Here is a 21,018-nt window from a genome sequence, read left to right as displayed (position 1 = left end):
TTTGTCAGGGTCTTGACGGGTTCGGCTATGATACGGACTTTGATTTAGTCGGCCTACCCTTAAGCCGAACAACACAGTATTAAGGACCCCATGAGCAAGCCAGAAACTCCCGCTACTCCAGCGAATTTTCTTCGTCAGATCGTCCAGGCTGATCTGGATGCCGGCAAGCACACAAAGATTGTGACACGCTTTCCGCCAGAGCCTAACGGTTATCTCCACATTGGCCACGCCAAGTCGATTTGCCTGAACTTCGGGCTGGCTCAAGAGTTTGGCGGCGAGTGCAATCTGCGCTTTGACGATACGAACCCAGCCAAGGAAGATCAGGAGTACATCGATGCCATCAAAAGTGATGTCGAGTGGCTGGGCTTCAAGTGGGCAGGTGAGGAGCGCTATGCCTCCAATTATTTCGATCAGCTCTATGACTGGGCGATACACCTGATCAAGACGGGTAAAGCCTATGTTGATGATCTCACGCCCGAGCAGGCGCGTGAGTATCGTGGCACATTGACCGAGCCGGGCAAGAACAGTCCTTTCCGTGACCGCTCCGTTGAAGAAAACCTGGATCTCTTTGCACGCATGAAGGCGGGCGAGTTCAAGGATGGTGAAAAGGCGCTACGTGCCAAAATCGACATGGCCTCGCCAAACATGAATTTGCGCGATCCGATTTTGTATCGTATCCGCCACGCCCATCATCACCAGACGGGTGACAAGTGGTGCATCTACCCGAGCTATGACTTCACACATGGCCAGTCGGATGCAATCGAGGGAATCACTCACTCTATTTGCACACTCGAATTCGAGGATCATCGTCCGCTGTACGAGTGGTTCCTGGCAAATCTGCCTGTGCCGGCGCAACCGCGTCAGTACGAGTTCGCCCGCCTGAACTTGAACTACACCGTAACCAGTAAGCGTAAGCTGAAGCAGCTGGTTGATGAGCGGCATGTAAACGGCTGGGATGATCCGCGCATGTCTACGCTGTCTGGTTATCGCCGTCGCGGTTATACACCGGCCTCCATTCGTAATTTCTGCGAAATGGTAGGCGTTGCTCGCTCCAATGGTGTAGTCGATATCGCCATGCTTGAGTTCAGCATCCGGGAAGATCTTGACCGAAATGCGCCTCGGGCCATGTGCGTACTGCGGCCGCTCAAGGTTGTCATCACCAACTATCCTGAGGGCAAAGTGGAGCAGTTGGAGCTGCCACGTCACCCGAAGGAAGACATGGGGATGCGTACGCTACCGTTTACACGTGAGCTCTACATCGACCGCGATGACTTCATGATCGATCCGCCCAAGGGATACAAGCGCCTTGAGCCAAATGGCGAAGTTCGTCTACGGGGAAGTTATGTTGTTCGCGCCGATGAGGTTATCAAGGATGAGGCGGGCAATATCGTCGAACTGCGTTGCTCGTATGATCCTGAAACCCTCGGGAAGAACCCTGAAGGCCGCAAGGTAAAGGGTGTCATTCACTGGGTACCTGCCGAAGGCAGTGTTGAGTGTGAGGTTCGCCTGTACGATCGTCTGTTCCGTTCGCCGCAGCCTGAGAAAGCGGAAGAGGGGCAGACCTTCCTGGATAATATCAATCCGGAATCGCTGCAGGTGCTGACTGGGTGCCGTGCTGAGCCATCGCTTGCGCAGGCCCAGCCAGAGGACCGTTTTCAGTTCGAGCGTGAAGGCTACTTCTGTGTCGATCTGAAAGACTCAAAGCCGGGTGCTCCGGTCTTCAATCGTACCGTCACCTTACGCGACTCCTGGGGGCAATAATGCCACTTGCGATCTACAACACGCTCACCAAGACCAAGGAAACGTTCAAGCCGCTCGAGGGCAATAATGTCCGTATGTACGTGTGCGGTATGACAGTCTATGACTTCTGTCATATTGGTCATGCACGTGTGATGGTGGCATTTGACGTCGTGGCTCGATGGCTGCGCAAGTCAGGTTACAAACTGACCTACGTACGCAACATTACAGACATTGACGACAAGATCATTCGCCGTGCGCAGGAAAATGGCGAAACGTTCAAAGACCTGACTGGACGTATGATCGAAGCGATGCATCAGGATGAAACCCGGCTGGGTGTTCAGCGTCCAGACGTTGAGCCCTGTGCGACTGATCATATTCCTGGCATGTTCACTATGATCCAGACCTTGATAGACAAAGGTTATGCCTATGCGCCTGGAAACGGAGATGTGTATTACCGTGTAGGACGTTTTGCGGGATACGGCAAACTGTCACGCAAAAAGATTGAAGATCTCCGGATTGGGGCCCGTATTGAGGTAGATGAGTCCAAGGAAGATCCTCTGGACTTTGTCTTGTGGAAGGCTGCCAAGCCGGGTGAGCCCAGCTGGGAGTCACCATGGGGGGCGGGTCGTCCCGGTTGGCATATTGAATGCTCGGTCATGTCTACGTGCTGCCTGGGTGATACGTTTGATATTCACGGTGGTGGCCCTGACCTGGTTTTCCCCCACCACGAGAACGAAATTGCTCAGAGTGAGGCTGCTACGGGAAAAACATATGCGGCATCCTGGATGCATGCTGGGGCTGTGCGGGTAGATGGCGAAAAGATGTCCAAATCCCTGGGCAACTTCTTCACTATTCGCGAAGTGCTGGAGAAATACCACCCGGAAGTCGTTCGTTATCTGCTGGTTTCCAGTCATTACCGCAGCCCGATCAATTATTCTGAAGAGAGCCTCCGTGAAGCACGCGGCGCGTTGGATCGCTTCTATCATGCCTTGAAAGGTCTACCGCAGGCATCGCCTGCTGGCGGTGAGCCCTATGTGGAGCGTTTCGCGGCCGCAATGGATGACGACTTCAACACGCCAGAGGCCTGCGCGGTCCTGTTTGAAATGGTCCGTGAGGTCAATCGTCTGCGAGACCAGGATATTCAAGCTGCCGCTGGCCTTGCCTCTCGACTCAAGCAGATGGCTGAAGTGCTGGGTGTTCTACAGCTGGAGCCGGATGAGTATCTACGCGCAGGTGCGGAGGGCAAGGTTGACGAAGCGGCCGTAGATCGCCTGATTCAGGCGCGTCTGGATGCGCGAGCAGCAAAGAACTGGGCGGAGTCGGATCGTATTCGCGATGAGCTGACAGCCATGGGTGTCGTGCTTGAGGATGGTAAAGGTGGAACGACGTGGCGTTTGGCCAACTGAGTTCACCTGATATAAAAAAGGCCGCATTAGCGGCCTTTTTTATGGGGAGATATTTTTATTCGGCATGCAGCTGTTCAGCTGCATAGAGCGTGTTCTCCAGCAGGCAGGCACGCGTCATGGGGCCAACACCGCCAGGAACAGGCGTGATCCAGCTGGCGCGTTCCAAAGCTGTTTCATATTCGACATCGCCAACCAGTTTTCCATCTGCCTGGCGGTTGATGCCTACGTCAATGACGATAGCGCCTTTCTTGATCCACTCGCCCTTCACCAGGCCTGGTTTGCCTGCCGCCACCACCACCAGGTCGGCCTGGCTGACATGGGCGGCCAGATCACGGGTGAAACGATGAGTAACTGTTACTGTACAGCCGCCCAAGAGTAGCTCCAGCGCCATGGGGCGACCGACAATGTTGGAGGCGCCTACCACCACTGCATTCATGCCGTACAGGTTTGCCCCTGTACTTTCCAGCAGACGCATGATGCCCTTGGGCGTACAGGGGCGGAGCAGGGGGATGCGTTGAGCGAGTCGACCTATATTGAACGGATGGAAACCATCAACATCCTTGTCGGGACTGATGCGCTCAAGCAGATTGGAAGCATCAAGGTGAGCGGGTAGGGGAAGCTGAAGCAGGATGCCGTCAACTGCAGCATCTGCGTTCAGTGAGTCAATCAGCGCTTCCAACTCCTGCTGTGTGGTGGTGCTGGGAAGGTCGTACGCCCTGGATACAAAGCCTACTTCCTCGCAGTCCTTTCTTTTGTGAGTAACGTATACCGTGGAAGCTGGGTCGTCACCTACCAGAATGACTGCCAGGCCAGGGGCGCGTAACCCGTGTTGACGCCGCTGGGCAACGCGTTGGGCAATTTCTTGGCGGAGAGAAGCGGCGATCGCTTTACCGTCGATCAGTTGAGCAGTCATATGCAGATAGGTCTTGCTAATGGAAGAAGGATGCTTATTTTCGCATGTACGCACTAAAGGAAGAAGCCTTGGTGAAAGGGTAGTTAACCTATCTTCTTAATTTTTTTAAAAAAATTGTTGACGAGTGGTCGAGTCATTCGTAATATACGCCCCGCTTGCCGAGCACAGCCTGAGACGAAATAAGAAGGCGATGCGAACCGGCTCAGTTTCTTATGAGGCTGTTTCGTAAGCAACGGTTGCTGCGCAATAAAGCGCCCGTAGCTCAGCTGGATAGAGCATCCGCCTTCTAAGCGGATGGTCGCAGGTTCGAGTCCTGCCGGGCGCGCCATTGGCGGTTCGGCGCAAGCAATGCAATATGGTGGGCGTAGCTCAGTTGGTAGAGCACAGGATTGTGGCTCCTGGTGTCGTGGGTTCGATTCCCATCGTCCACCCCATATTGAGAACATCAGGCATTATTAATGCCTGATGTTCGTTTTAAGTGTTACGCGGATGTGGTGGAATTGGTAGACACACTGGATTTAGGTTCCAGCGCCGCAAGGTGTGAGAGTTCGAGTCTCTCCGTCCGCACCATAGTGAAAAAGCCGACAGCGATGTCGGTTTTTTTTTGCCTTGAAAATGGCTGGCATGTTTCGGGTATGAGCGAGAGGGGTTGCAGGCTTTTTTCATGCTTGGTGACCAATACCTGCTTTATGCAGGATGACTTCCGTATCCTCTACCTCTAGAATGCTTGCCCTGTTTCTGGGGGCCGGAACGGCCGGCCTATGTCTGTGCCATGAGGATTATCCATGCAAGTTTCTGTTGAAAGCACCTCCGCTCTTGAGCGCCGAATGACCGTAGGCGTGCCGGCCGAGCGTATCGAGACCGAAGTCGCCAAGCGTCTGCAGCAAACTGCTCGCCGCGTTAAAGTGCCTGGTTTCCGTCCTGGTAAGGTGCCGATGAGTGTCATTCGTCAGCGCTACGAAGCCAGCGCTCGTCAGGAAGCCTTTGGTGATCTGATTCAAGAAACATTCTACGAAGCCATCGTTCAGGAAAAACTGAACCCGGCAGGTGCGCCTTCTGTTGAGCCCAAGGCTTACGAAAAAGGCAAAGACCTTGAATACGTCGCTACATTCGAAGTATTCCCTGAGTTTGAAGTGAAAGGCCTGGAAGACATTCAGGTTGAGCGTCTGCAGTCCGAAGTCGCTGATAGCGATCTGGATAACATGCTTGAGATTTTGCGTAAGCAGAACACTCGTTATGAGGAAGTCGACCGCGAAGCGGCCAACGATGATCAGGTCACTATCGATTTCGTAGGCAAGATCGACGGTGAAGCCTTCCAGGGCGGCTCTGCAAACGGTACTCAGCTGGTGCTGGGCTCCGGCCGCATGATTCCGGGCTTCGAGGAAGGCCTGGTGGGTGCAAAGGCGGGCGAAGAGCGTGTGCTTAATCTGACCTTCCCGGAGGATTATCAGAACCTGGATCTGGCTGGCAAGACTGCCGAGTTCACTGTGAAGGTAACCAAGGTTTCTGCCCCGCAGCTACCTGAAATGAACGAGGAGTTCTTTGCTCAGTTCGGCGTTCAGGAGTCTACTCTGGAAGGCTTCCGTGCTGAAGTTCGCAAGAACATGGACCGTGAGCTGCGTCAGGCGATCAAGAACAAGGTCAAGAACCAAGTTATGGATGGCCTTATTGCTGCTAACCCGATCGAAGTTCCAGCCGCTCTGATCAACAGCGAAGTTGATCGTCTGCGTGTTCAGGCTGTTCAGCAGTTCGGTGGCAACATCAAGCCCGATCAACTGCCGGCTGAGCTGTTTACCGAGCAGGCTAAGCGCCGTGTTGTTCTGGGTCTGATCATTGCGGAAATGGTCAAGCAGTTCGAGCTCAAGCCTGACGACGAGCGTGTACGTGCACTGATCGAGGAAATGGCCTCTGCCTACCAGGAGCCTGAGCAGGTCGTTGCCTGGTACTACCAGAACGAGCAGCAATTGAACGAAGTGCGTTCGGTTGTACTCGAAGAACAAGTCGTAGATACTGTTCTTGAAAAGGCTAAAGTGACCGATAAGCAGGTTTCCTACGAGGACGCGGTCAAACCGGCCGAGGCCCCGCAAGCAGCCTGATCTTTACCCGCCTCGAATCACATAAGCCAGCCTCGTGCTGGCTTATGCGTCTTAAGGCAAGACCATCCTGATAGGGAGTGATCGCAGGACATGTCCCGCAATTCGTTCATGCAAACAATGCCCGAAGTTCAAGCCGCTGGCGGCCTGGTGCCCATGGTGGTCGAACAATCTGCTCGTGGCGAGCGCGCGTATGATATCTACTCGCGTCTGCTCAAGGAGCGGGTGATTTTCCTGGTAGGCCAGGTCGAAGACTATATGGCCAACCTGGTGGTCGCTCAGCTTCTGTTTCTGGAAGCGGAGAACCCTGACAAGGATATTCACCTCTACATCAACTCACCTGGTGGTTCGGTGACAGCTGGTATGTCTATCTATGACACCATGCAGTTCATTAAGCCCGATGTCTCGACAATCTGCGTAGGCCAGGCGTGCAGTATGGGTGCCTTGCTACTGGCAGGTGGTACTGCCGGCAAACGCTACTGTCTGCCTCACTCTCGTATGATGATCCACCAGCCCTTGGGTGGCTTCCAGGGGCAGGCATCGGACATCGAAATTCACGCGCGTGAAATTTTGACGATCCGTGAGCGTCTAAACAAAGTGTTGGCCCATCATACGGGTCAACCCATGGATGTTATCGCCCGTGATACCGATCGCGATAACTTCATGAGCGGTGATGAGGCTGTGAAATACGGCTTGATCGACAAGGTGTTGGAAAAGCGCAATATTCCCGCTTGAGCCGGCAAGCCTGCCACTAAGTCATGATTACTGAGTGGCAGGCTTGAAAATGCATAGATTTGCCTTCATCTTGTTCCTGTAAGTAACCCGATTGGATTGATCGAATGACAGATACTCGCAACGGTGACGACAACGGCAAGCTGTTGTATTGCTCTTTCTGCGGCAAGAGCCAGCATGAAGTGCGTAAGTTGATTGCCGGTCCCTCAGTCTTTATTTGCGATGAATGTGTCGACCTGTGCAATGACATCATCCGTGAGGAAGTACAGGAAGCCCAGGCCGAAAACAGTGCACATAAACTTCCAGCACCTAAAGAAATCAGTACGATTCTTGATCAGTACGTGATTGGTCAGGAACGTGCCAAGAAAGTATTGGCTGTAGCGGTATACAACCACTACAAGCGTCTCAACCAACGTGAGAAGAAAGATGACGTTGAGTTGGGCAAGAGTAATATTCTGCTTATTGGACCGACAGGTTCCGGTAAGACTTTGCTGGCTGAAACGCTGGCACGTCTGTTGAACGTACCGTTTACCATTGCGGACGCCACTACGTTAACCGAAGCAGGTTACGTGGGTGAGGACGTTGAAAATATTATTCAGAAGCTTTTGCAGAAGTGCGATTACGATGTTGAAAAAGCCCAGATGGGCATCGTCTATATCGATGAGATCGACAAGATTTCGCGCAAGTCTGATAACCCCTCTATTACTCGAGATGTATCGGGTGAGGGCGTGCAGCAGGCTCTGCTCAAGCTGATTGAAGGTACGGTAGCCTCAGTACCCCCGCAGGGCGGACGCAAGCATCCTCAGCAGGAGTTTCTGCAGGTGGATACGCGTAACATTCTGTTCATCTGTGGGGGTGCATTTGCCGGATTGGAAAAGGTCATCCAGAGCCGTTCTACCAAGGCGGGCGGAATTGGTTTCAATGCCGAAGTCCGTAGCCAGGAATTGGGCAAGAAAATCGGTGAGTCACTTCGTGATGCCGAGCCTGAAGATCTGGTCAAGTTTGGTCTTATCCCAGAGTTCGTTGGTCGTTTGCCTGTAATCGCAACGCTAGATGAACTTGACGAAGCGGCGCTCATGCAGATTCTGACCGAGCCCAAGAATGCACTGACCAAGCAGTATGGCAAACTCTTCGAAATGGAAGAGGTGGATCTCGAGTTCCGTCCAGACGCTTTGAAGGCAGTGGCCCGCAAGGCATTGGAACGTAAAACAGGCGCACGTGGTCTACGGTCCATACTCGAGGGCGTTCTGCTCGATACGATGTATGAGATTCCTTCTCAGAAGGAGGTCAGCAAAGTCGTCATCGATGAAAGCGTCATTGAGGGTACTTCCCAACCGTTGTTGATTTACGAAAACAACGACCCGGTCAAAGCGGCACCGGATGCATAAATAAAAAGGGGCCCTGCGGGGCCCTTCGCATTAGTTAGCCTTGTTTTCTGATCGATTAGGCCGCATGTTAGAAAAACATGCCATACGGTCGTTTCTATGCGGCCAGTCGAATGCCAAGAGCTGAAACCATGAATAAAACGATTGAATTGCCTCTTTTGCCACTGCGTGATGTAGTGGTGTATCCGCACATGGTAATTCCGCTCTTTGTTGGGCGTGAAAAATCTGTTGAGGCCCTGGAAGCTGCCATGGCCAGCGACAAGCAGATCCTACTGCTTGCGCAAAAGAATCCTACCGACGATGATCCAGACTCCGATGGCCTGTACCGCATGGGTACCGTCGCCACTGTCTTGCAACTGCTCAAACTTCCCGACGGCACTGTTAAAGTGCTGGTAGAGGGTGAGCAGCGTGGCAACATTGAGCGTTTTGTTGAGGCCAAGGGTTATTCTCGCGCTGAGGTTCAGCTGATCGAGGATACCGAAGCGGCAGATCGCGAGTCGGAAGTCTTTGTTCGTAGCCTGATGAGCCAGTTCGAGCAATATGTCCAGCTGGGCAAGAAAGTGCCAGCAGAGGTGCTGTCTTCACTTAATGGTATCGACGATCCAGGTCGCCTGGTCGATACGATGGCAGCCCATATGGCGCTTAAGCTTGGGCAGAAGCAGGAAATCCTTGAGATCGTAGATCTTGCTGAGCGAGTCGAGCACGTTCTGGCGTTGCTGGACGCAGAAATCGATCTGTTGCAGGTCGAGAAGCGGATCCGTGGTCGCGTCAAGAAGCAGATGGAGCGTAGCCAGCGCGAGTATTATCTGAATGAGCAGATGAAGGCCATTCAGAAAGAGCTGGGCGACATCGACGAAGGCCACAGTGAAATCGATGACCTGAAAAAGCGCATCGACAATGCCGGTCTGACCAAGGAAGCATTGGCCAAGGCCAATGCAGAGCTGAACAAGCTCAAGCAGATGTCTCCCATGTCTGCCGAGGCCACAGTAGTACGTTCCTACATTGACTGGCTTGTGAATGTCCCATGGAAGGCGGAAAGCAAGGTCCGTTTGGATCTGAGCAAGGCCGAGGACATTCTTGATGAAGATCACTACGGTCTTGAGGAAGTCAAAGATCGGATTCTGGAGTATCTCGCTGTCCAGAAACGAGTCAAGAAAGTACGTGGCCCGGTATTGTGCCTAGTTGGTCCGCCTGGGGTAGGTAAGACGTCTCTAGCTGAGTCCATCGCGCGCTCCACTGGCCGCAAGTTCGTTCGTATGGCCCTGGGTGGTGTGCGTGATGAGGCTGAGATTCGTGGCCATCGTCGTACGTATATCGGCTCCATGCCTGGTCGTTTGATTCAAAAGATGACCAAGGTTGGCGTGCGTAACCCATTGTTCCTGCTCGATGAAATCGACAAGATGGGTAACGACATGCGTGGTGATCCGGCCTCCGCTCTGCTCGAGGTGCTGGATCCAGAACAGAACCACAACTTCAATGATCACTATCTGGAAGTTGATTACGATCTGTCGGATGTTATGTTTCTTTGCACGGCCAACTCCATGAATATTCCGGCACCGTTGCTGGATCGTATGGAAGTGATTCGCCTGCCTGGCTATACGGAAGACGAAAAGGTCAATATCGCTACCAAGTACTTGATACCCAAGCAGGTCAAGGCAAACGGTTTGAAGAAGACCGAAGTGACCTTTGATGAGACTGCTCTAAGAGACATGGTGCGTTACTACACCCGCGAGGCGGGGGTACGTAGCCTTGAACGTCAGGTTGCCAAGGTTTGCCGCAAGATTGTCAAGGAGCACGCCAAGGAAAAAGCGGCTCAACAGGCTGCTGTCACCAGTGAAAGCCTCGAGCACTACCTGGGTGTACGTAAGTTCCGTTATGGTTTGGCTGAACAGCAGGACCAGATCGGACAAGTCACAGGACTAGCCTGGACGCAGGTTGGCGGCGAGCTTCTGACCATTGAAGCGGCTGTTGTGCCGGGGAAAGGGCAGTTGATCAAAACCGGTTCGCTGGGCGATGTAATGGCGGAATCCATTACTGCAGCACTGACGGTTGTGCGTAGCCGTGGCAAGAGCCTTGGTATTCCCAAGGACTTCCATGAGAAGCACGATATCCACATTCACGTACCAGAAGGCGCTACACCCAAAGATGGTCCAAGTGCTGGTATCGGTATGTGCACCGCGCTGGTGTCGGCTGCTACCCGGATCCCGGTGCGTGCTGATGTAGCCATGACAGGTGAGATTACGCTGCGTGGCCAGGTACTGGCCATTGGTGGTTTAAAGGAGAAATTACTGGCGGCACATCGCGGGGGAATCCGTACGGTGGTCATTCCGGAGGAGAATGTACGCGATCTGCGCGACATTCCGGACAATATTAAGGCCGATTTGGTGATTAAGCCTGTCAAATGGATTGACGAGGTCCTTCAGGTTGCGCTGCAATATGCGCCGGAGCCCTTGCCAGATGCGGCTCCTGAAATAGTCACGAATGAAGAAAAGCGCGAGCAGGATTCAAAAGATAGAATCAGCACGCACTAGCCAGAGCTTCCTTGACACTTTTTTTGAGCCCTTGATATAAAGCGGCTCTTCAAGTGTCAGGCATGCCTCACAGCATCCATTTTTGCCTACACACGTAATATATTCTTATCAGAAATGAACAAGGGGACTTAGAGTGAACAAGTCGGAACTGATCGATGCCGTTGCTGCATCTGCTGATATCCCGAAAGCTGTAGCTGGGCGCGCTTTGGACGCAGTGATCGAATCTATCACTGGTGCCCTGAAGAGCGGTGATCCGGTTGTGCTCGTCGGTTTCGGCACTTTCGCTGTCAAAGAGCGTGCAGCACGCACTGGCCGCAATCCGCAGACTGGCAAGCCGATCGAAATCGAAGCTGCCAAGATCCCTGGTTTCAAGCCCGGCAAAGCGCTCAAGGATGCTGTGAACTGAGTGCTTAAGGGTTTTGGTTTCAATAGACGTCTGTCTGTTGAGTTCTAGCACGTGATACCGTTTGGTTCATTCCGCACGAAGACTCGCCAAAGCCCCGTTTAACAGAAGGCGCATCCTCTGATGCGCCTTTTCTCTATTCGCAATTCACCCATGCTGCCTAGCCTTTGGCCAGATGCAGCCGTTTTGGGGGGCGCATGCTGCAGAACATCAGGGAACATTCACAAGGCTGGATAGCCAAGGTCATCATTGGCGTCATTATCTTGCTGATGGCATTGACCGGATTCGAGGCGATCATTCGCGCCGGTAGCCACCAAGGTGCCGTAGCACTGGTAAATGGTGAGGAAATACGCCAGACCGATCTCAATCAGGCTGTGGAGATGCAACGTCGCTCTCTGGCGCAGCGTCTGGGCCCTAATTTCGATCCTGCTCTTCTGGATGAAAAACGGTTACGCGACGCGGCTCTAAAGGCCCTGATCGAGCGCGAGCTATTGCTTCAGGATGCCAAGTCGAACAAGTTTGCTTTTTCTGAAGCGGCTTTGGACCAGCTCATACTTCAAACACCTGAGTTCCAGGTTGATGGGCAATTCAATGCCCAGCGTTTTGACCAGACCATTGCCCAGATGGGTTACTCACGTCTTCAGTTTCGCGAGATGCTGAAGCAGGAGATGCTCATGGGGCAACTCAGAGCGGGTATTGCAGGTACCGGTTTTGTAACCGATGCCGAATTGAATGCCTTCGCAGCTTTGGAACGGCAAACTCGAGACTTCGCAACCCATGTGGTTAAAGCGGATGCTTCGAAAGTTGCAGTCACCAATGATGAATTACAAGGCTACTATGACGATCATCGTAGCGAATTCATGACGCCTGATCAGGTGGTCATTGATTATATCGAGCTAAAGAAAAGCGCTTTTGCCGATAAGGCGCAGGTCAAGCAAGAAGACCTTCAGGCCCTTTATCAGTCGGAAACCGCTAACCTTTCCGAACAGCGTAACGCCGCTCATATCCTGATTGAAGTGAACGACAAGGTGAATGACGAGCAGGCCAAGGCCAAGATTGATGAAATCAAGGCTCGTCTGGACAAGGGCGAGGATTTTGCTGCGCTAGCCAAGAAGTTCTCTCAGGATCCTGGTTCGGCCAACAAGGGCGGTGAGCTCGGTTATGCTGGGCGAGGGGTGTATGACCCTGCCTTTGAAGAAGCCTTGTATGGTTTGAACAAGGGAGACGTTTCTGCTCCCGTACATTCGACATTTGGATGGCATCTGATCAAGCTGCTTGGCGTTCAGGAAGCCAAAGTACCTTCGTTGGAGAGCATGAAGCCGCGTCTTGAGGCTGAGCTCAAGGCTCGCGAGGCTGATCGCCTTTTTGTAGATGCTATCCGCAATCTTGAAAGCGCAGCGTTTGAAGCTTCAGATCTTAGTCAGCCTGCTCAAGAGCAAGGCTTGAAAGTGCAAACCAGCAAGCCATTCGGACGTGAGGGCGGCGAAGAAGGGGTTATTGCCAATCGTCAGGTTGTCCAGGCTGCTTTCAGTCCCGAAGTGCTGGAGGATGGTGCCAATAGCAATGCTATCCAGTTGGACGATGAAACGGCTGTCATCCTGCGCGTTAAGGAGCATCGCAAGCCTGCTCAGCAGAGCTTTGATGATGTCAAAGACAATATCCGCAGCACGCTGACCAAGCAGAAGATAGCTGAGACTGCTCGTCAGCAGGGCGAGACGTTGATTGCTGACCTGAAGGCAGGCAAGGCCAATTCGATCAAGGACTGGAAAGTCGTCGAGGCTGCTACACGTAATCAGGAGGGCGTTGACCCGGTAGTACTCCAACAGGTGTTCCGCATGAATAAGCCTGGAGACAATTCCAAGCCGACTTATGCAGGAGTCAATCTAGCTGATGGGACCTACATGGTTATTCGCTTGACGGGTGTCAGCGTTCCGCAGGGCACCTTTACTGACGAAGAAAAGGCTATGTATCGCCGTTTCCTCTCTTCACGCAGTGGCCAAGAGGACTTTGCGGCTTACCGCCGTGCATTGGAGTCCAAGGCAGAAATCAAGAATCTTTGATTTCTGACAGGTAAGTAAAAGAAACCCCGCTTCGGCGGGGTTTCTTGTTTAAACATTAAATTTGTCGCGAATATCGTAGTACCAGGCGCCCAGGGCGGTAAATGGAACGCGGAAAAGACGACCGCCAGGGAAGGGGTAGTGGGGTAGCCGGGCGAATGCATCAAAGCGCTCAGCGTGCCCTGCCAGTGCCTCACCAAGCACGGTACCGATCAGATGGGTAAACGTAACGCCATGTCCGCTGCAACCTTGCGAATAATAGATATTGTCGCCCAGGCGGCCTACTTGAGGGAGGCGGGACAGAGTCAATAGGAAATTACCGGTCCAGGCATAATCAATCCTGACGTTGGCCAGTTCTGGAAAGGTTTTTGCCATCTTAGGGCGTATGATTTTTTCCACATCGGCAGGATCACGTGCGCCGTATATAACGCCACCGCCATATATGAGTCGACGATCAGCCGAGAGGCGATAATAATCTAGAAGGTAGTTGCAATCCTCGACACAATAGTCTTGAGGAAGTAATCGTTTTGCCGTTTCCTCAGAGAGGGGTTCGGTTGCAATCACTTGCGTTCCACAAGGCATGGATTTGGCTGCCAGCTCTGGAATGAGATTACCCAGATAAGCATTACCGGCTACCACAACATACGTCGCTCTTACACAACCTTGTGGAGTATGTACAACAGGCTTAGGGCCACGCTCGATGCGTACGGCAGGTGTCTGTTCGTAAATAGTCCCGCCCAATGACTCGACGGCGTCTGCTTCTCCTAGAGCGAGATTAAGGGGGTGGATATGACCGCCGCTACGATCCAGCATACCCCCGGCATATCGATGGGTGCCTACGACTTGCTCAATGGCTCTTTTATCCAGCATTTCTAGTTCATGGTGCCCATGGCGAGCCCAAAGGGCTTGCTGAGCTTCCAGATGTTGCATCTGTCGGGCGTTGAAAGCCGCGAAAACGCCACCGTTCTTCAGGTCGCACTGAATACCATAACGGTTGACTCGCTCTCTGATGATACGTCCGCCTTCGAAGGCCATTTGACCGATCAGTTTCGCTTCACGGGCAGGCAAGGTTCGCTCGATAACATCAATATCCCGGCTGTAGCTGTTGACGATCTGGCCGCCGTTGCGGCCGGATGCACCAAAACCTACCCTGGCGGCCTCGAGAATTACAACGCTGTAGCCTCGCTCAAGCAGTGCAATGGCAGTGGAAAGACCGGTATAGCCAGCGCCGACAATACAAACGTCAGCAATGCGTTCACCTTCAAGCATGGGGCGCTTGGGAGCAGGATGAGCAGAGGCCGCATAGTAGGAGTTCGGATAGGATGTGTTCGGCATATTCATTCCCTGTGTGAAATTTTTTACGCTCTAACGCGATAGTAGCTCAGCTGCCAGTGCCGTTCTAGCAGCCGAAAGTAGGGCAGGGAGAAACGAAAAGGCCCGCCGGTGGCGGGCCGAATGAGGTTACTGGACGGTTTCCTGTTCGCTGAACAAGCCGTCAAACAGCATGGTAGACAGATAGCGTTCACCGGAGTCAGGTAGGATGACAACGATTGTCTTTCCCTGCATGGCGGGTTCACGGGCAAGGCGTACGGCCGCCGCCATGGCGGCTCCACACGAGATGCCACAGAGGATACCTTCCTCACGCATAAGCCGTTGGGCCATGGTCTTGGACTCATCGTCACTGACGCGTTCCACTCGATCCACCATGGAAAGATCCAGATTTTTCGGTACGAAGCCAGCGCCGATCCCCTGGATCTTGTGAGGGCTGGGTTTGACTTCCTGGCCGGCCATGGTCTGGGTGATAACAGGCGAACTCTCGGGCTCTACCGCTACTGACAGGATAGGCTTGCCCTTGGTGTTTTTAATAAAGCGGGAAATACCGGTCAGTGTGCCGCCGGTACCAACACCCGCCACCAGGACATCCACAGCGCCATCGGTATCGTTCCAGATTTCCGGGCCAGTGGTTTTTTCATGAATGGCCGGATTGGCCGGATTTTCGAATTGCTGGGGCATGAAGTAGCGAGAAGGATCGCTTTCCGCAATTTCTTTGGCTTTTTCAATCGCGCCCCTCATGCCTTTGGCGGGCTCTGTCAGTACCAGCTCGGCACCTAGTGCCTTGAGAACCTTGCGACGCTCCAGGCTCATCGATGCGGGCATGGTCAGGATGAGCTTGTATCCACGGGCTGCTGCAACATAAGCGAGACCAATGCCGGTATTACCGGACGTAGGTTCGATCAGGGTCATGCCGGGCTTGAGCTTGCCGTTGGCCTCCGCATCCCAGATAAGGTTGGCGCCGATTCGGCATTTCACTGAGTAGCCCGGGTTACGGCCTTCGATCTTGGCCAGAATGGTTACCCCTTTAGGCCCAAGGCGATTGATGTAAACCAGAGGTGTGTTGCCAATGGATTGTGCGTTATCAGCGAAAATTCGGCTCATCTAAAGATCCCTGCATGGGTCAACAAATATGAGTTCAGCCTAAGGCTATGGCGTCAAGGCGTCCAGTCCAAGGAAACTGACACTGGCATGGTCGGTCCATGAAAGACATGCCAGAGGGAACCGAGCCATGAAACTGCGCTATAGAACGCCTGCACTTGTCATCTTGAGCATAGTTGCCCTGTTGATTGTCGTGCAGCTCGCCATGCCTTATGTCATACGACATTACCTCAATACCAAGTTGGCGGACATGGGCGATTATCGGGGACATATTGCCGATGTCGATCTGGCGTGGTGGCGGGGCGCCTACCGTATCGATGGACTCAAGATCGAAAAGGTGACAGGCAAGGTGCCCGTACCGTTTCTGGACGCGCCCAGCATCGACATTGCCGTGAGCGGAAGAGCGTTATGGGAAGATCACGCCATTGTCGGGCGGATTATTTTCGAGCGCCCCGAACTTAATTTTGTCGACGGCGGCGATGATCCGCAGTCCTCCCAGACAGGTGAGGGTACGGACTGGCGTGCTCAGCTGGAGAAGATCATCTCGATCACCTTAAATGAGGTGCGTGTAGAGGATGGCAAGCTCAGTTTCCGTAATTTCAATTCGTCACCCCCCGTCAATCTGCAGGCGACCCAGGTAAACGCCAGCCTTTACAACCTGACCAATGCCGCCGATGCGCAAGGCAAGCGGGTGGCACGTTTCGAAGGCAAGGCCACTGTGCTGGATAATGCACCGCTGGAAACCTCGGCAGAATTCGACCCCTTCAGCGACTTTAGTGACTTCCTGTTTCGGCTGAGGGTAACGCAGGTAGACCTGCCCAAAATAAATGACTTTGCCAAGGCGTATGGCAAGTTTGACTTCAAGTCCGGTAGTGGTGATCTGGTCATTGATGCCAGGGCTGATAATGGACAGCTCAGCGGCTACATCAAACCCTTGTTCAAGAATGTCGACGTCTTCGATTGGCGTCAGGATGTAGAGAATAAAGACAAAGGATTTTTCCGCGGGCTGTGGGAAGCCGTGGTAGGAGGAAGTCAAACCCTTTTGAAAAATCAGCGCAAGGATCAGTTCGCGACTCGAGTTGAATTGCAGGGCAGCGTCAAGCAGCAGGATATCAGTCCTCTACAGGCGTTCTTTTCCATCCTGCGGAATGCTTTCATTCAGGCATTCAGCGCTCAGTATGAGGATCGGGGTTAGTGTATCGCCTGTGCTTTATGCCTATTATCACGTCCTGTTGATCAATCCCGAGGGTTGCCCATGAAATTTGAAGGTACGGCGGATTACGTAGCAACCGCTGATCTCCAATTGGCTGTAAACGCAGCCATCACCTTGCAGCGTCCGCTGCTGATAAAAGGGGAGCCTGGTACTGGCAAGACGCTGTTGGCTGAGCAGCTGGCGCAGGCTCTTGGTACACAATTGATCACCTGGCATATCAAGTCCACTACGAAAGCGCATCAAGGGCTGTACGAATATGATGCCGTCAGCCGGCTGCGCGATTCCCAGTTGGGTGTCGACAAGGTTCATGACGTTGCCAACTACATCAAGAAAGGCAAGCTTTGGGAGGCATTTGATGCGCAGGAGCGGGTCGTTCTGTTGATTGACGAGATCGACAAGGCGGACATTGAGTTTCCAAACGATCTGCTGCAAGAGCTGGATCGCATGGAGTTCTATGTATATGAAACAGGCGAAACGGTTCGTGCCCGGCATCGTCCCATCATTATCATTACGTCCAATAACGAGAAGGAGCTACCTGATGCCTTTCTGCGGCGCTGCTTCTTCCATTACATTGCGTTTCCTGACCGCGATACGTTAAAGCGTATTGTGGAGGTGCATTTTCCGAATATCAGCCAGACGCTGGTCAATGAGGCGCTGGAGGTGTTCTTTGATATCCGTCAGGTGCCTGGACTCAAGAAAAAGCCTTCCACGTCAGAGCTGGTCGATTGGTTGAAGCTGTTGATGGCCGATGATGTCGGTGAGTCGGTTCTGCGTGAACGAGACCCTCGCAAGGCTATTCCGCCGCTTGCCGGGGCCTTGGTCAAAAACGAGCAGGATGTTCAGCTGCTTGAGCGCCTGGCTTTCATGACGCGGCGAAACGGCTATCGATAATCAAGGAGGTCCTATGCTCAAGGGTAGCTGTCTATGCGGTGCGGTGACTTATGAGGTCGATACTTCGCTTGAAAAAGCCATCCACTGCCACTGCTCGATGTGCCGCAAGGCCCATGGTGCGGCCTTTGCTACGTATACGACTGTGTCTAAGAAAAGCTTTCGTTTTACGACCGGTGAAGCAGATGTTGCAGCCTACCGTTCGTCTCCAGAGGTGGTTCGTACGTTCTGCCGGCGGTGCGGGTCGAATCTACAGTTCTTGCGGGATGGCCGGGATACGCTGGGATTGGCGCTAGGATCATTGGATTCCGCGCTTGGTGCCTTGCCTGTCGATGAGATTTTTACCGAGGCCCAGCCGTCGTGGTATCAAGCGCCGGTGCGTCATGGCTGATCGTTCTCCAGCCGGGAATAGCCGATGCTGCTGAGTCTTTTTCATGAGTTGCGTTCTGCTCGAATTCCCGTTTCCCTGCGGGAGTTGCTGGATCTGCATGAAGCGCTACTGACAGGTGTCGTGTTTGCAGACATGGACGCCTTTTACTTTCTGGTACGTACTATCCTGGTCAAAGACGAACGTCATTTTGATCGCTTCGACAGGGCATTTTCAGCGTATTTTGACGGGCTTCAATCACTCGACGAGGCGCTGAAAGTATTGATCCCGGATGAGTGGTTGCGTAAAGCCTTTGAGCGCTCATTAACGCCCGAGGAGCGTGCGCAGATTCAGTCATTGGGTGGTCTGGACAAGCTCATTGAGACCTTCAAGCAGCGTTTGGCTGAGCAAAAAAGTAAGCATGCTGGTGGCAACAAGTGGATTGGTACGGGCGGCACCAGCCCCTTCGGCTCAGGGGGGTATAACCCTGAAGGCATTCGTGTCGGCGAGGCAGGTGAAAGGCAGGGAAAGGCCGTCAAGGTCTGGGAGCAACGTGAGTACCGTAACCTGGACGATCAGGCGGAGCTCGGGCGCCGGAATATCAATGTTGCTCTTCGGCGTCTACGTAAGTTTGCCCGGGAGGGGGCAGCGGAAGAGTTTGATATCGAAGGCACTATCGATCATACCGCCCGCGATGCTGGACTGCTGAATATCCAGATGCGGCCCGAGCGTCACAATGCGGTCAAGCTTTTGCTGTTGCTGGATATCGGCGGGTCGATGGACATGCATGTGCAGGTCTGTGAGGAACTGTTTTCAGCCTGCCGCACTGAATTCAAGCATTTGGAATATTTCTACTTCCATAACTTCATCTATGAATCAGTCTGGAAGGACAACCAGCGCCGGATGAGCGAGCTGACGTCTACGCTTGATCTATTGCATCGCTATGGCGAGGACTACAAAGTGGTATTTGTTGGCGATGCGTCCATGGCGCCCTACGAGGTACTTCAGCCCGGCGGTAGTGTGGAGCACTGGAATGAAGAAGCAGGCTCAGTCTGGATGGAGCGATTCAAGGCCAAATTTCGAAAGATCATCTGGCTTAATCCCTATCCGCAGCGGGTTTGGGAGTACACATCCTCTATTCAGATCATCCAGGAATTGGTTGAGGGGCATATGTACCCATTGACCCTTGAAGGCTTGGAAGAGGGGATGCGTTACCTCGCACGTGGGTGAGGCTTGCAGGGCAAGCCTTCTATTAGTCTGGAGCGAAAGGAGGGGCCTCGGTAATTTCTATCAGGAAGGGCCTATCGGGTGGCGCATCGAGGAGTAGTTGTTCCAGATGTTGATGATCAGAGGCTTTTGCGGCTGCGCAGCCAAAGCCTTGAGCTAGCGTTATAAAGTCGGGTGTATAAATGTCTACACCCAGCGGTGTAATGGCGCGCTGCTTCATGTATCGCTTGATCTCACCGTATCCCTGGTTATTCCACAAGAGAACGATGATTCCGACACGCGCCTCTACGGCGCTGGCCAGCTCCGGCAGGGTAAATTGGATACCGCCGTCACCGATCAGGCAGATAACCGGCCGATCTGGACAGGTCAGCTTGGCTCCAATGGCGGCTGGCAAGGCATAGCCCAAGGTGCCGTAGCCCGTAGACGCATTGAACCAGCGACGTGGCGAGCGCAGCTCGACGATATGGTTACCGGCATAAACCGGCTGTGTTGAATCACCTACATAACAGGCATCGGGACAGGCGCGGCTAAGCGTATCGAACAGTGTACGGAAGTGGCTGAGTGGTGCCAGTGTGTCGGCTAGCTCACGCCGGGCCTTGGTCACACGCTCGCGACCGCTACCGGTTGCCTGAAAAATGTCAGGAGGCAATCTGTTCAGAAGCTCTTGGATAGCCGTCCTTGCATCCGAGACAATACCCAGCCAGGGCTGGTAGTTACGGGTAAGTTGATCAGGGTCTATATCGATTCGGATCAGGTCACCACTCAGTTCGAATCCACCATCGAAAACCACGTCATAATCCGTCTCGCCCAGTTCTGTCCCGATAGCCAGAATGACATCCGCCTCTTTTGCCAGTTGCCTGACAGCGGGCAATGACTGGTTGCACCCCAATCCCAGTGGATGGTGGTCAGGCAGTACTCCTTTGGCATTAATAGTGGTAGCGGCAGGCGCTGCGAGTCTATCGACAAGAATCCTGGCTTCGCTGGCTGCGGCAATACAGCCGCCTCCCAGTAGTACCAATGGACGTTTGGCGTTTCCGAGTCGCTTGGCGGCCAGGTCGAGCTGCTGCGGATCAGGTGCCGGGCGGCTGAAGCAGGGTTTGCATACAAGGGACAAGTGATCGGCGGGCGCGGTAATGACGTCGAGGGGAAGCTCAATGTGTACAGGTCGAGGCCTTTGGCTTTCGAATACCGCAAAGGCTTGGGTCAGGACCGCAGGCAGCTGGTCGACATCCAGCAGCGTATGACTGAAGGCTGTCACCCCGGCGGTCATGGCGCGCTGATCGGTCAGCTCATGCAGATAGCCACCGTTCCGCCCCAGGCGAGCCCGCGTAGTTACGCTTGAAATGACCAGCATGGGGATGGAGTCTGCATAGGCTTGAGCCATGGCAGTCAGGATATTAGTTACGCCGGGGCCGGTAATGACAAAGCAGACTCCGGGCTTGCCGCTGGCGCGAGCGTAACCGTCCGCCATGAAGCCTGCACCTTGCTCATGGCGAGGCGTAATATGGCGAATGCTGCTGTCTGGTAAGCCTCGGTAAAGCTCAACGGTATGAACACCGGGAATGCCAAATACCGTATCCACGCCCCAGGCTTCAAGTTGTCGAACCAGAAATTGGCCGCAGGTAACCAT

Annotated in this window: 16 protein-coding genes and 3 tRNA genes; 15 read left to right on the top strand and 4 right to left on the bottom strand. The window is 53.5% G+C overall.

All coding sequences use genetic code 11. The features are described from left to right. The first annotated feature begins 90 nt into the window (after nucleotides 1–90). Complete coding sequence (locus HMPREF1487_RS01265) at nucleotides 91–1,761, top strand: glutamine--tRNA ligase/YqeY domain fusion protein (RefSeq protein WP_010794779.1); 1,671 nt, start codon at nucleotides 91–93, stop codon at nucleotides 1,759–1,761. Further along, a complete protein-coding gene (gene cysS / locus HMPREF1487_RS01260; RefSeq protein WP_010794778.1) occupies nucleotides 1,761–3,146 on the top strand; it encodes a cysteine--tRNA ligase in 1,386 nt (461 codons plus the stop codon). Before HMPREF1487_RS01265 ends, cysS begins: the two co-directional genes overlap by 1 nt. A gap of 55 nt (nucleotides 3,147–3,201) precedes the next feature. Here cysS and folD read toward each other — a convergent pair whose 3' ends face one another. After that, nucleotides 3,202–4,059: a bifunctional methylenetetrahydrofolate dehydrogenase/methenyltetrahydrofolate cyclohydrolase FolD gene (gene folD / locus HMPREF1487_RS01255; RefSeq protein WP_037030348.1), complete on the bottom strand. Its 858-nt coding sequence runs from the start codon at nucleotides 4,057–4,059 to the stop codon at nucleotides 3,202–3,204. A 251-nt stretch (nucleotides 4,060–4,310) separates the two neighbouring features. On the opposite strand from folD, the gene HMPREF1487_RS01250 reads away from it, so the two are divergent. The 9 genes from HMPREF1487_RS01250 (at nucleotide 4,311) to HMPREF1487_RS01210 (ending at nucleotide 13,263) form a co-directional block, all read left to right on the top strand. Then, nucleotides 4,311–4,387 (top strand) — tRNA-Arg (locus tag HMPREF1487_RS01250). Between the two features lie 30 nt (nucleotides 4,388–4,417). Further along, nucleotides 4,418–4,493 (top strand) — tRNA-His (locus HMPREF1487_RS01245). Nucleotides 4,494–4,544: 51 nt separating this feature from the next. Beyond that, nucleotides 4,545–4,629 (top strand) — tRNA-Leu (locus tag HMPREF1487_RS01240). A 215-nt stretch (nucleotides 4,630–4,844) separates the two neighbouring features. Further along, nucleotides 4,845–6,155 carry a trigger factor gene (gene tig / locus HMPREF1487_RS01235; protein WP_010794776.1) on the top strand — a complete coding sequence of 437 codons (1,311 nt, stop codon included), beginning with the start codon at nucleotides 4,845–4,847 and terminating at the stop codon, nucleotides 6,153–6,155. 90 nt (nucleotides 6,156–6,245) lie between these two features. Continuing rightward, nucleotides 6,246–6,887, top strand: coding sequence for an ATP-dependent Clp endopeptidase proteolytic subunit ClpP (gene clpP / locus HMPREF1487_RS01230; RefSeq protein WP_010794775.1), 642 nt, complete (start codon nucleotides 6,246–6,248; stop codon nucleotides 6,885–6,887). Nucleotides 6,888–6,991: 104 nt separating this feature from the next. Beyond that, the gene (clpX, locus tag HMPREF1487_RS01225; protein ID WP_010794774.1) at nucleotides 6,992–8,272 is read left to right on the top strand and encodes an ATP-dependent Clp protease ATP-binding subunit ClpX; all 1,281 of its coding nucleotides are present in this window, start codon (nucleotides 6,992–6,994) and stop codon (nucleotides 8,270–8,272) included. A gap of 128 nt (nucleotides 8,273–8,400) precedes the next feature. Then, nucleotides 8,401–10,800, top strand: coding sequence for an endopeptidase La (gene lon / locus HMPREF1487_RS01220; protein WP_010794773.1), 2,400 nt, complete (start codon nucleotides 8,401–8,403; stop codon nucleotides 10,798–10,800). A gap of 133 nt (nucleotides 10,801–10,933) precedes the next feature. Further along, entirely contained in the window at nucleotides 10,934–11,206 is a 273-nt protein-coding gene (locus tag HMPREF1487_RS01215) for an HU family DNA-binding protein (RefSeq protein WP_010794772.1), read from the top strand. Nucleotides 11,207–11,400: 194 nt separating this feature from the next. Beyond that, nucleotides 11,401–13,263 (top strand): SurA N-terminal domain-containing protein, encoded by a 1,863-nt coding sequence (locus tag HMPREF1487_RS01210; RefSeq protein ID WP_010794771.1) that lies wholly within the window; start codon nucleotides 11,401–11,403, stop codon nucleotides 13,261–13,263. Nucleotides 13,264–13,311: 48 nt separating this feature from the next. Here HMPREF1487_RS01210 and HMPREF1487_RS01205 read toward each other — a convergent pair whose 3' ends face one another. Together HMPREF1487_RS01205 and cysK are read right to left on the bottom strand one after the other, a co-directional pair. Next, the gene (locus HMPREF1487_RS01205; RefSeq protein WP_010794770.1) at nucleotides 13,312–14,595 is read right to left on the bottom strand and encodes an NAD(P)/FAD-dependent oxidoreductase; all 1,284 of its coding nucleotides are present in this window, start codon (nucleotides 14,593–14,595) and stop codon (nucleotides 13,312–13,314) included. Between the two features lie 126 nt (nucleotides 14,596–14,721). Beyond that, on the bottom strand, nucleotides 14,722–15,696 hold the full coding sequence (gene cysK, locus HMPREF1487_RS01200; RefSeq protein WP_010794769.1) for a cysteine synthase A: 975 nt from the start codon (nucleotides 15,694–15,696) through the stop codon (nucleotides 14,722–14,724). Between the two features lie 127 nt (nucleotides 15,697–15,823). Here cysK and HMPREF1487_RS01195 point away from each other — a divergent pair, with 127 nt between their 5' ends. From HMPREF1487_RS01195 to HMPREF1487_RS01180, 4 genes are read left to right on the top strand one after another with little or no spacing between them, the layout of a single operon-like run. After that, complete coding sequence (locus tag HMPREF1487_RS01195; protein ID WP_010794768.1) at nucleotides 15,824–16,888, top strand: AsmA family protein; 1,065 nt, start codon at nucleotides 15,824–15,826, stop codon at nucleotides 16,886–16,888. Between the two features lie 60 nt (nucleotides 16,889–16,948). Further along, nucleotides 16,949–17,797, top strand: a complete 849-nt coding sequence (locus HMPREF1487_RS01190) for an AAA family ATPase (protein WP_010794767.1) — start codon at nucleotides 16,949–16,951, stop codon at nucleotides 17,795–17,797. Between the two features lie 13 nt (nucleotides 17,798–17,810). Further along, nucleotides 17,811–18,185 (top strand): GFA family protein, encoded by a 375-nt coding sequence (locus HMPREF1487_RS01185; protein ID WP_010794766.1) that lies wholly within the window; start codon nucleotides 17,811–17,813, stop codon nucleotides 18,183–18,185. A 24-nt stretch (nucleotides 18,186–18,209) separates the two neighbouring features. Continuing rightward, nucleotides 18,210–19,391, top strand: coding sequence for a vWA domain-containing protein (locus HMPREF1487_RS01180; protein ID WP_010794765.1), 1,182 nt, complete (start codon nucleotides 18,210–18,212; stop codon nucleotides 19,389–19,391). A gap of 22 nt (nucleotides 19,392–19,413) precedes the next feature. On the opposite strand, the gene HMPREF1487_RS01175 is transcribed toward HMPREF1487_RS01180, so the two are convergent. After that, nucleotides 19,414–21,018 (bottom strand): 5-guanidino-2-oxopentanoate decarboxylase, encoded by a 1,605-nt coding sequence (locus tag HMPREF1487_RS01175; RefSeq protein WP_010794764.1) that lies wholly within the window; start codon nucleotides 21,016–21,018, stop codon nucleotides 19,414–19,416.

The organism is Pseudomonas sp. HPB0071 (assembly GCF_000478505.2).
GTDB classification, from domain to species: domain Bacteria; phylum Pseudomonadota; class Gammaproteobacteria; order Pseudomonadales; family Pseudomonadaceae; genus Chryseomonas; species Chryseomonas luteola.
The sequence above is the reverse complement of the archived record's forward strand: the minus strand, read 5'-3'. Positions and strand labels throughout refer to the sequence as shown.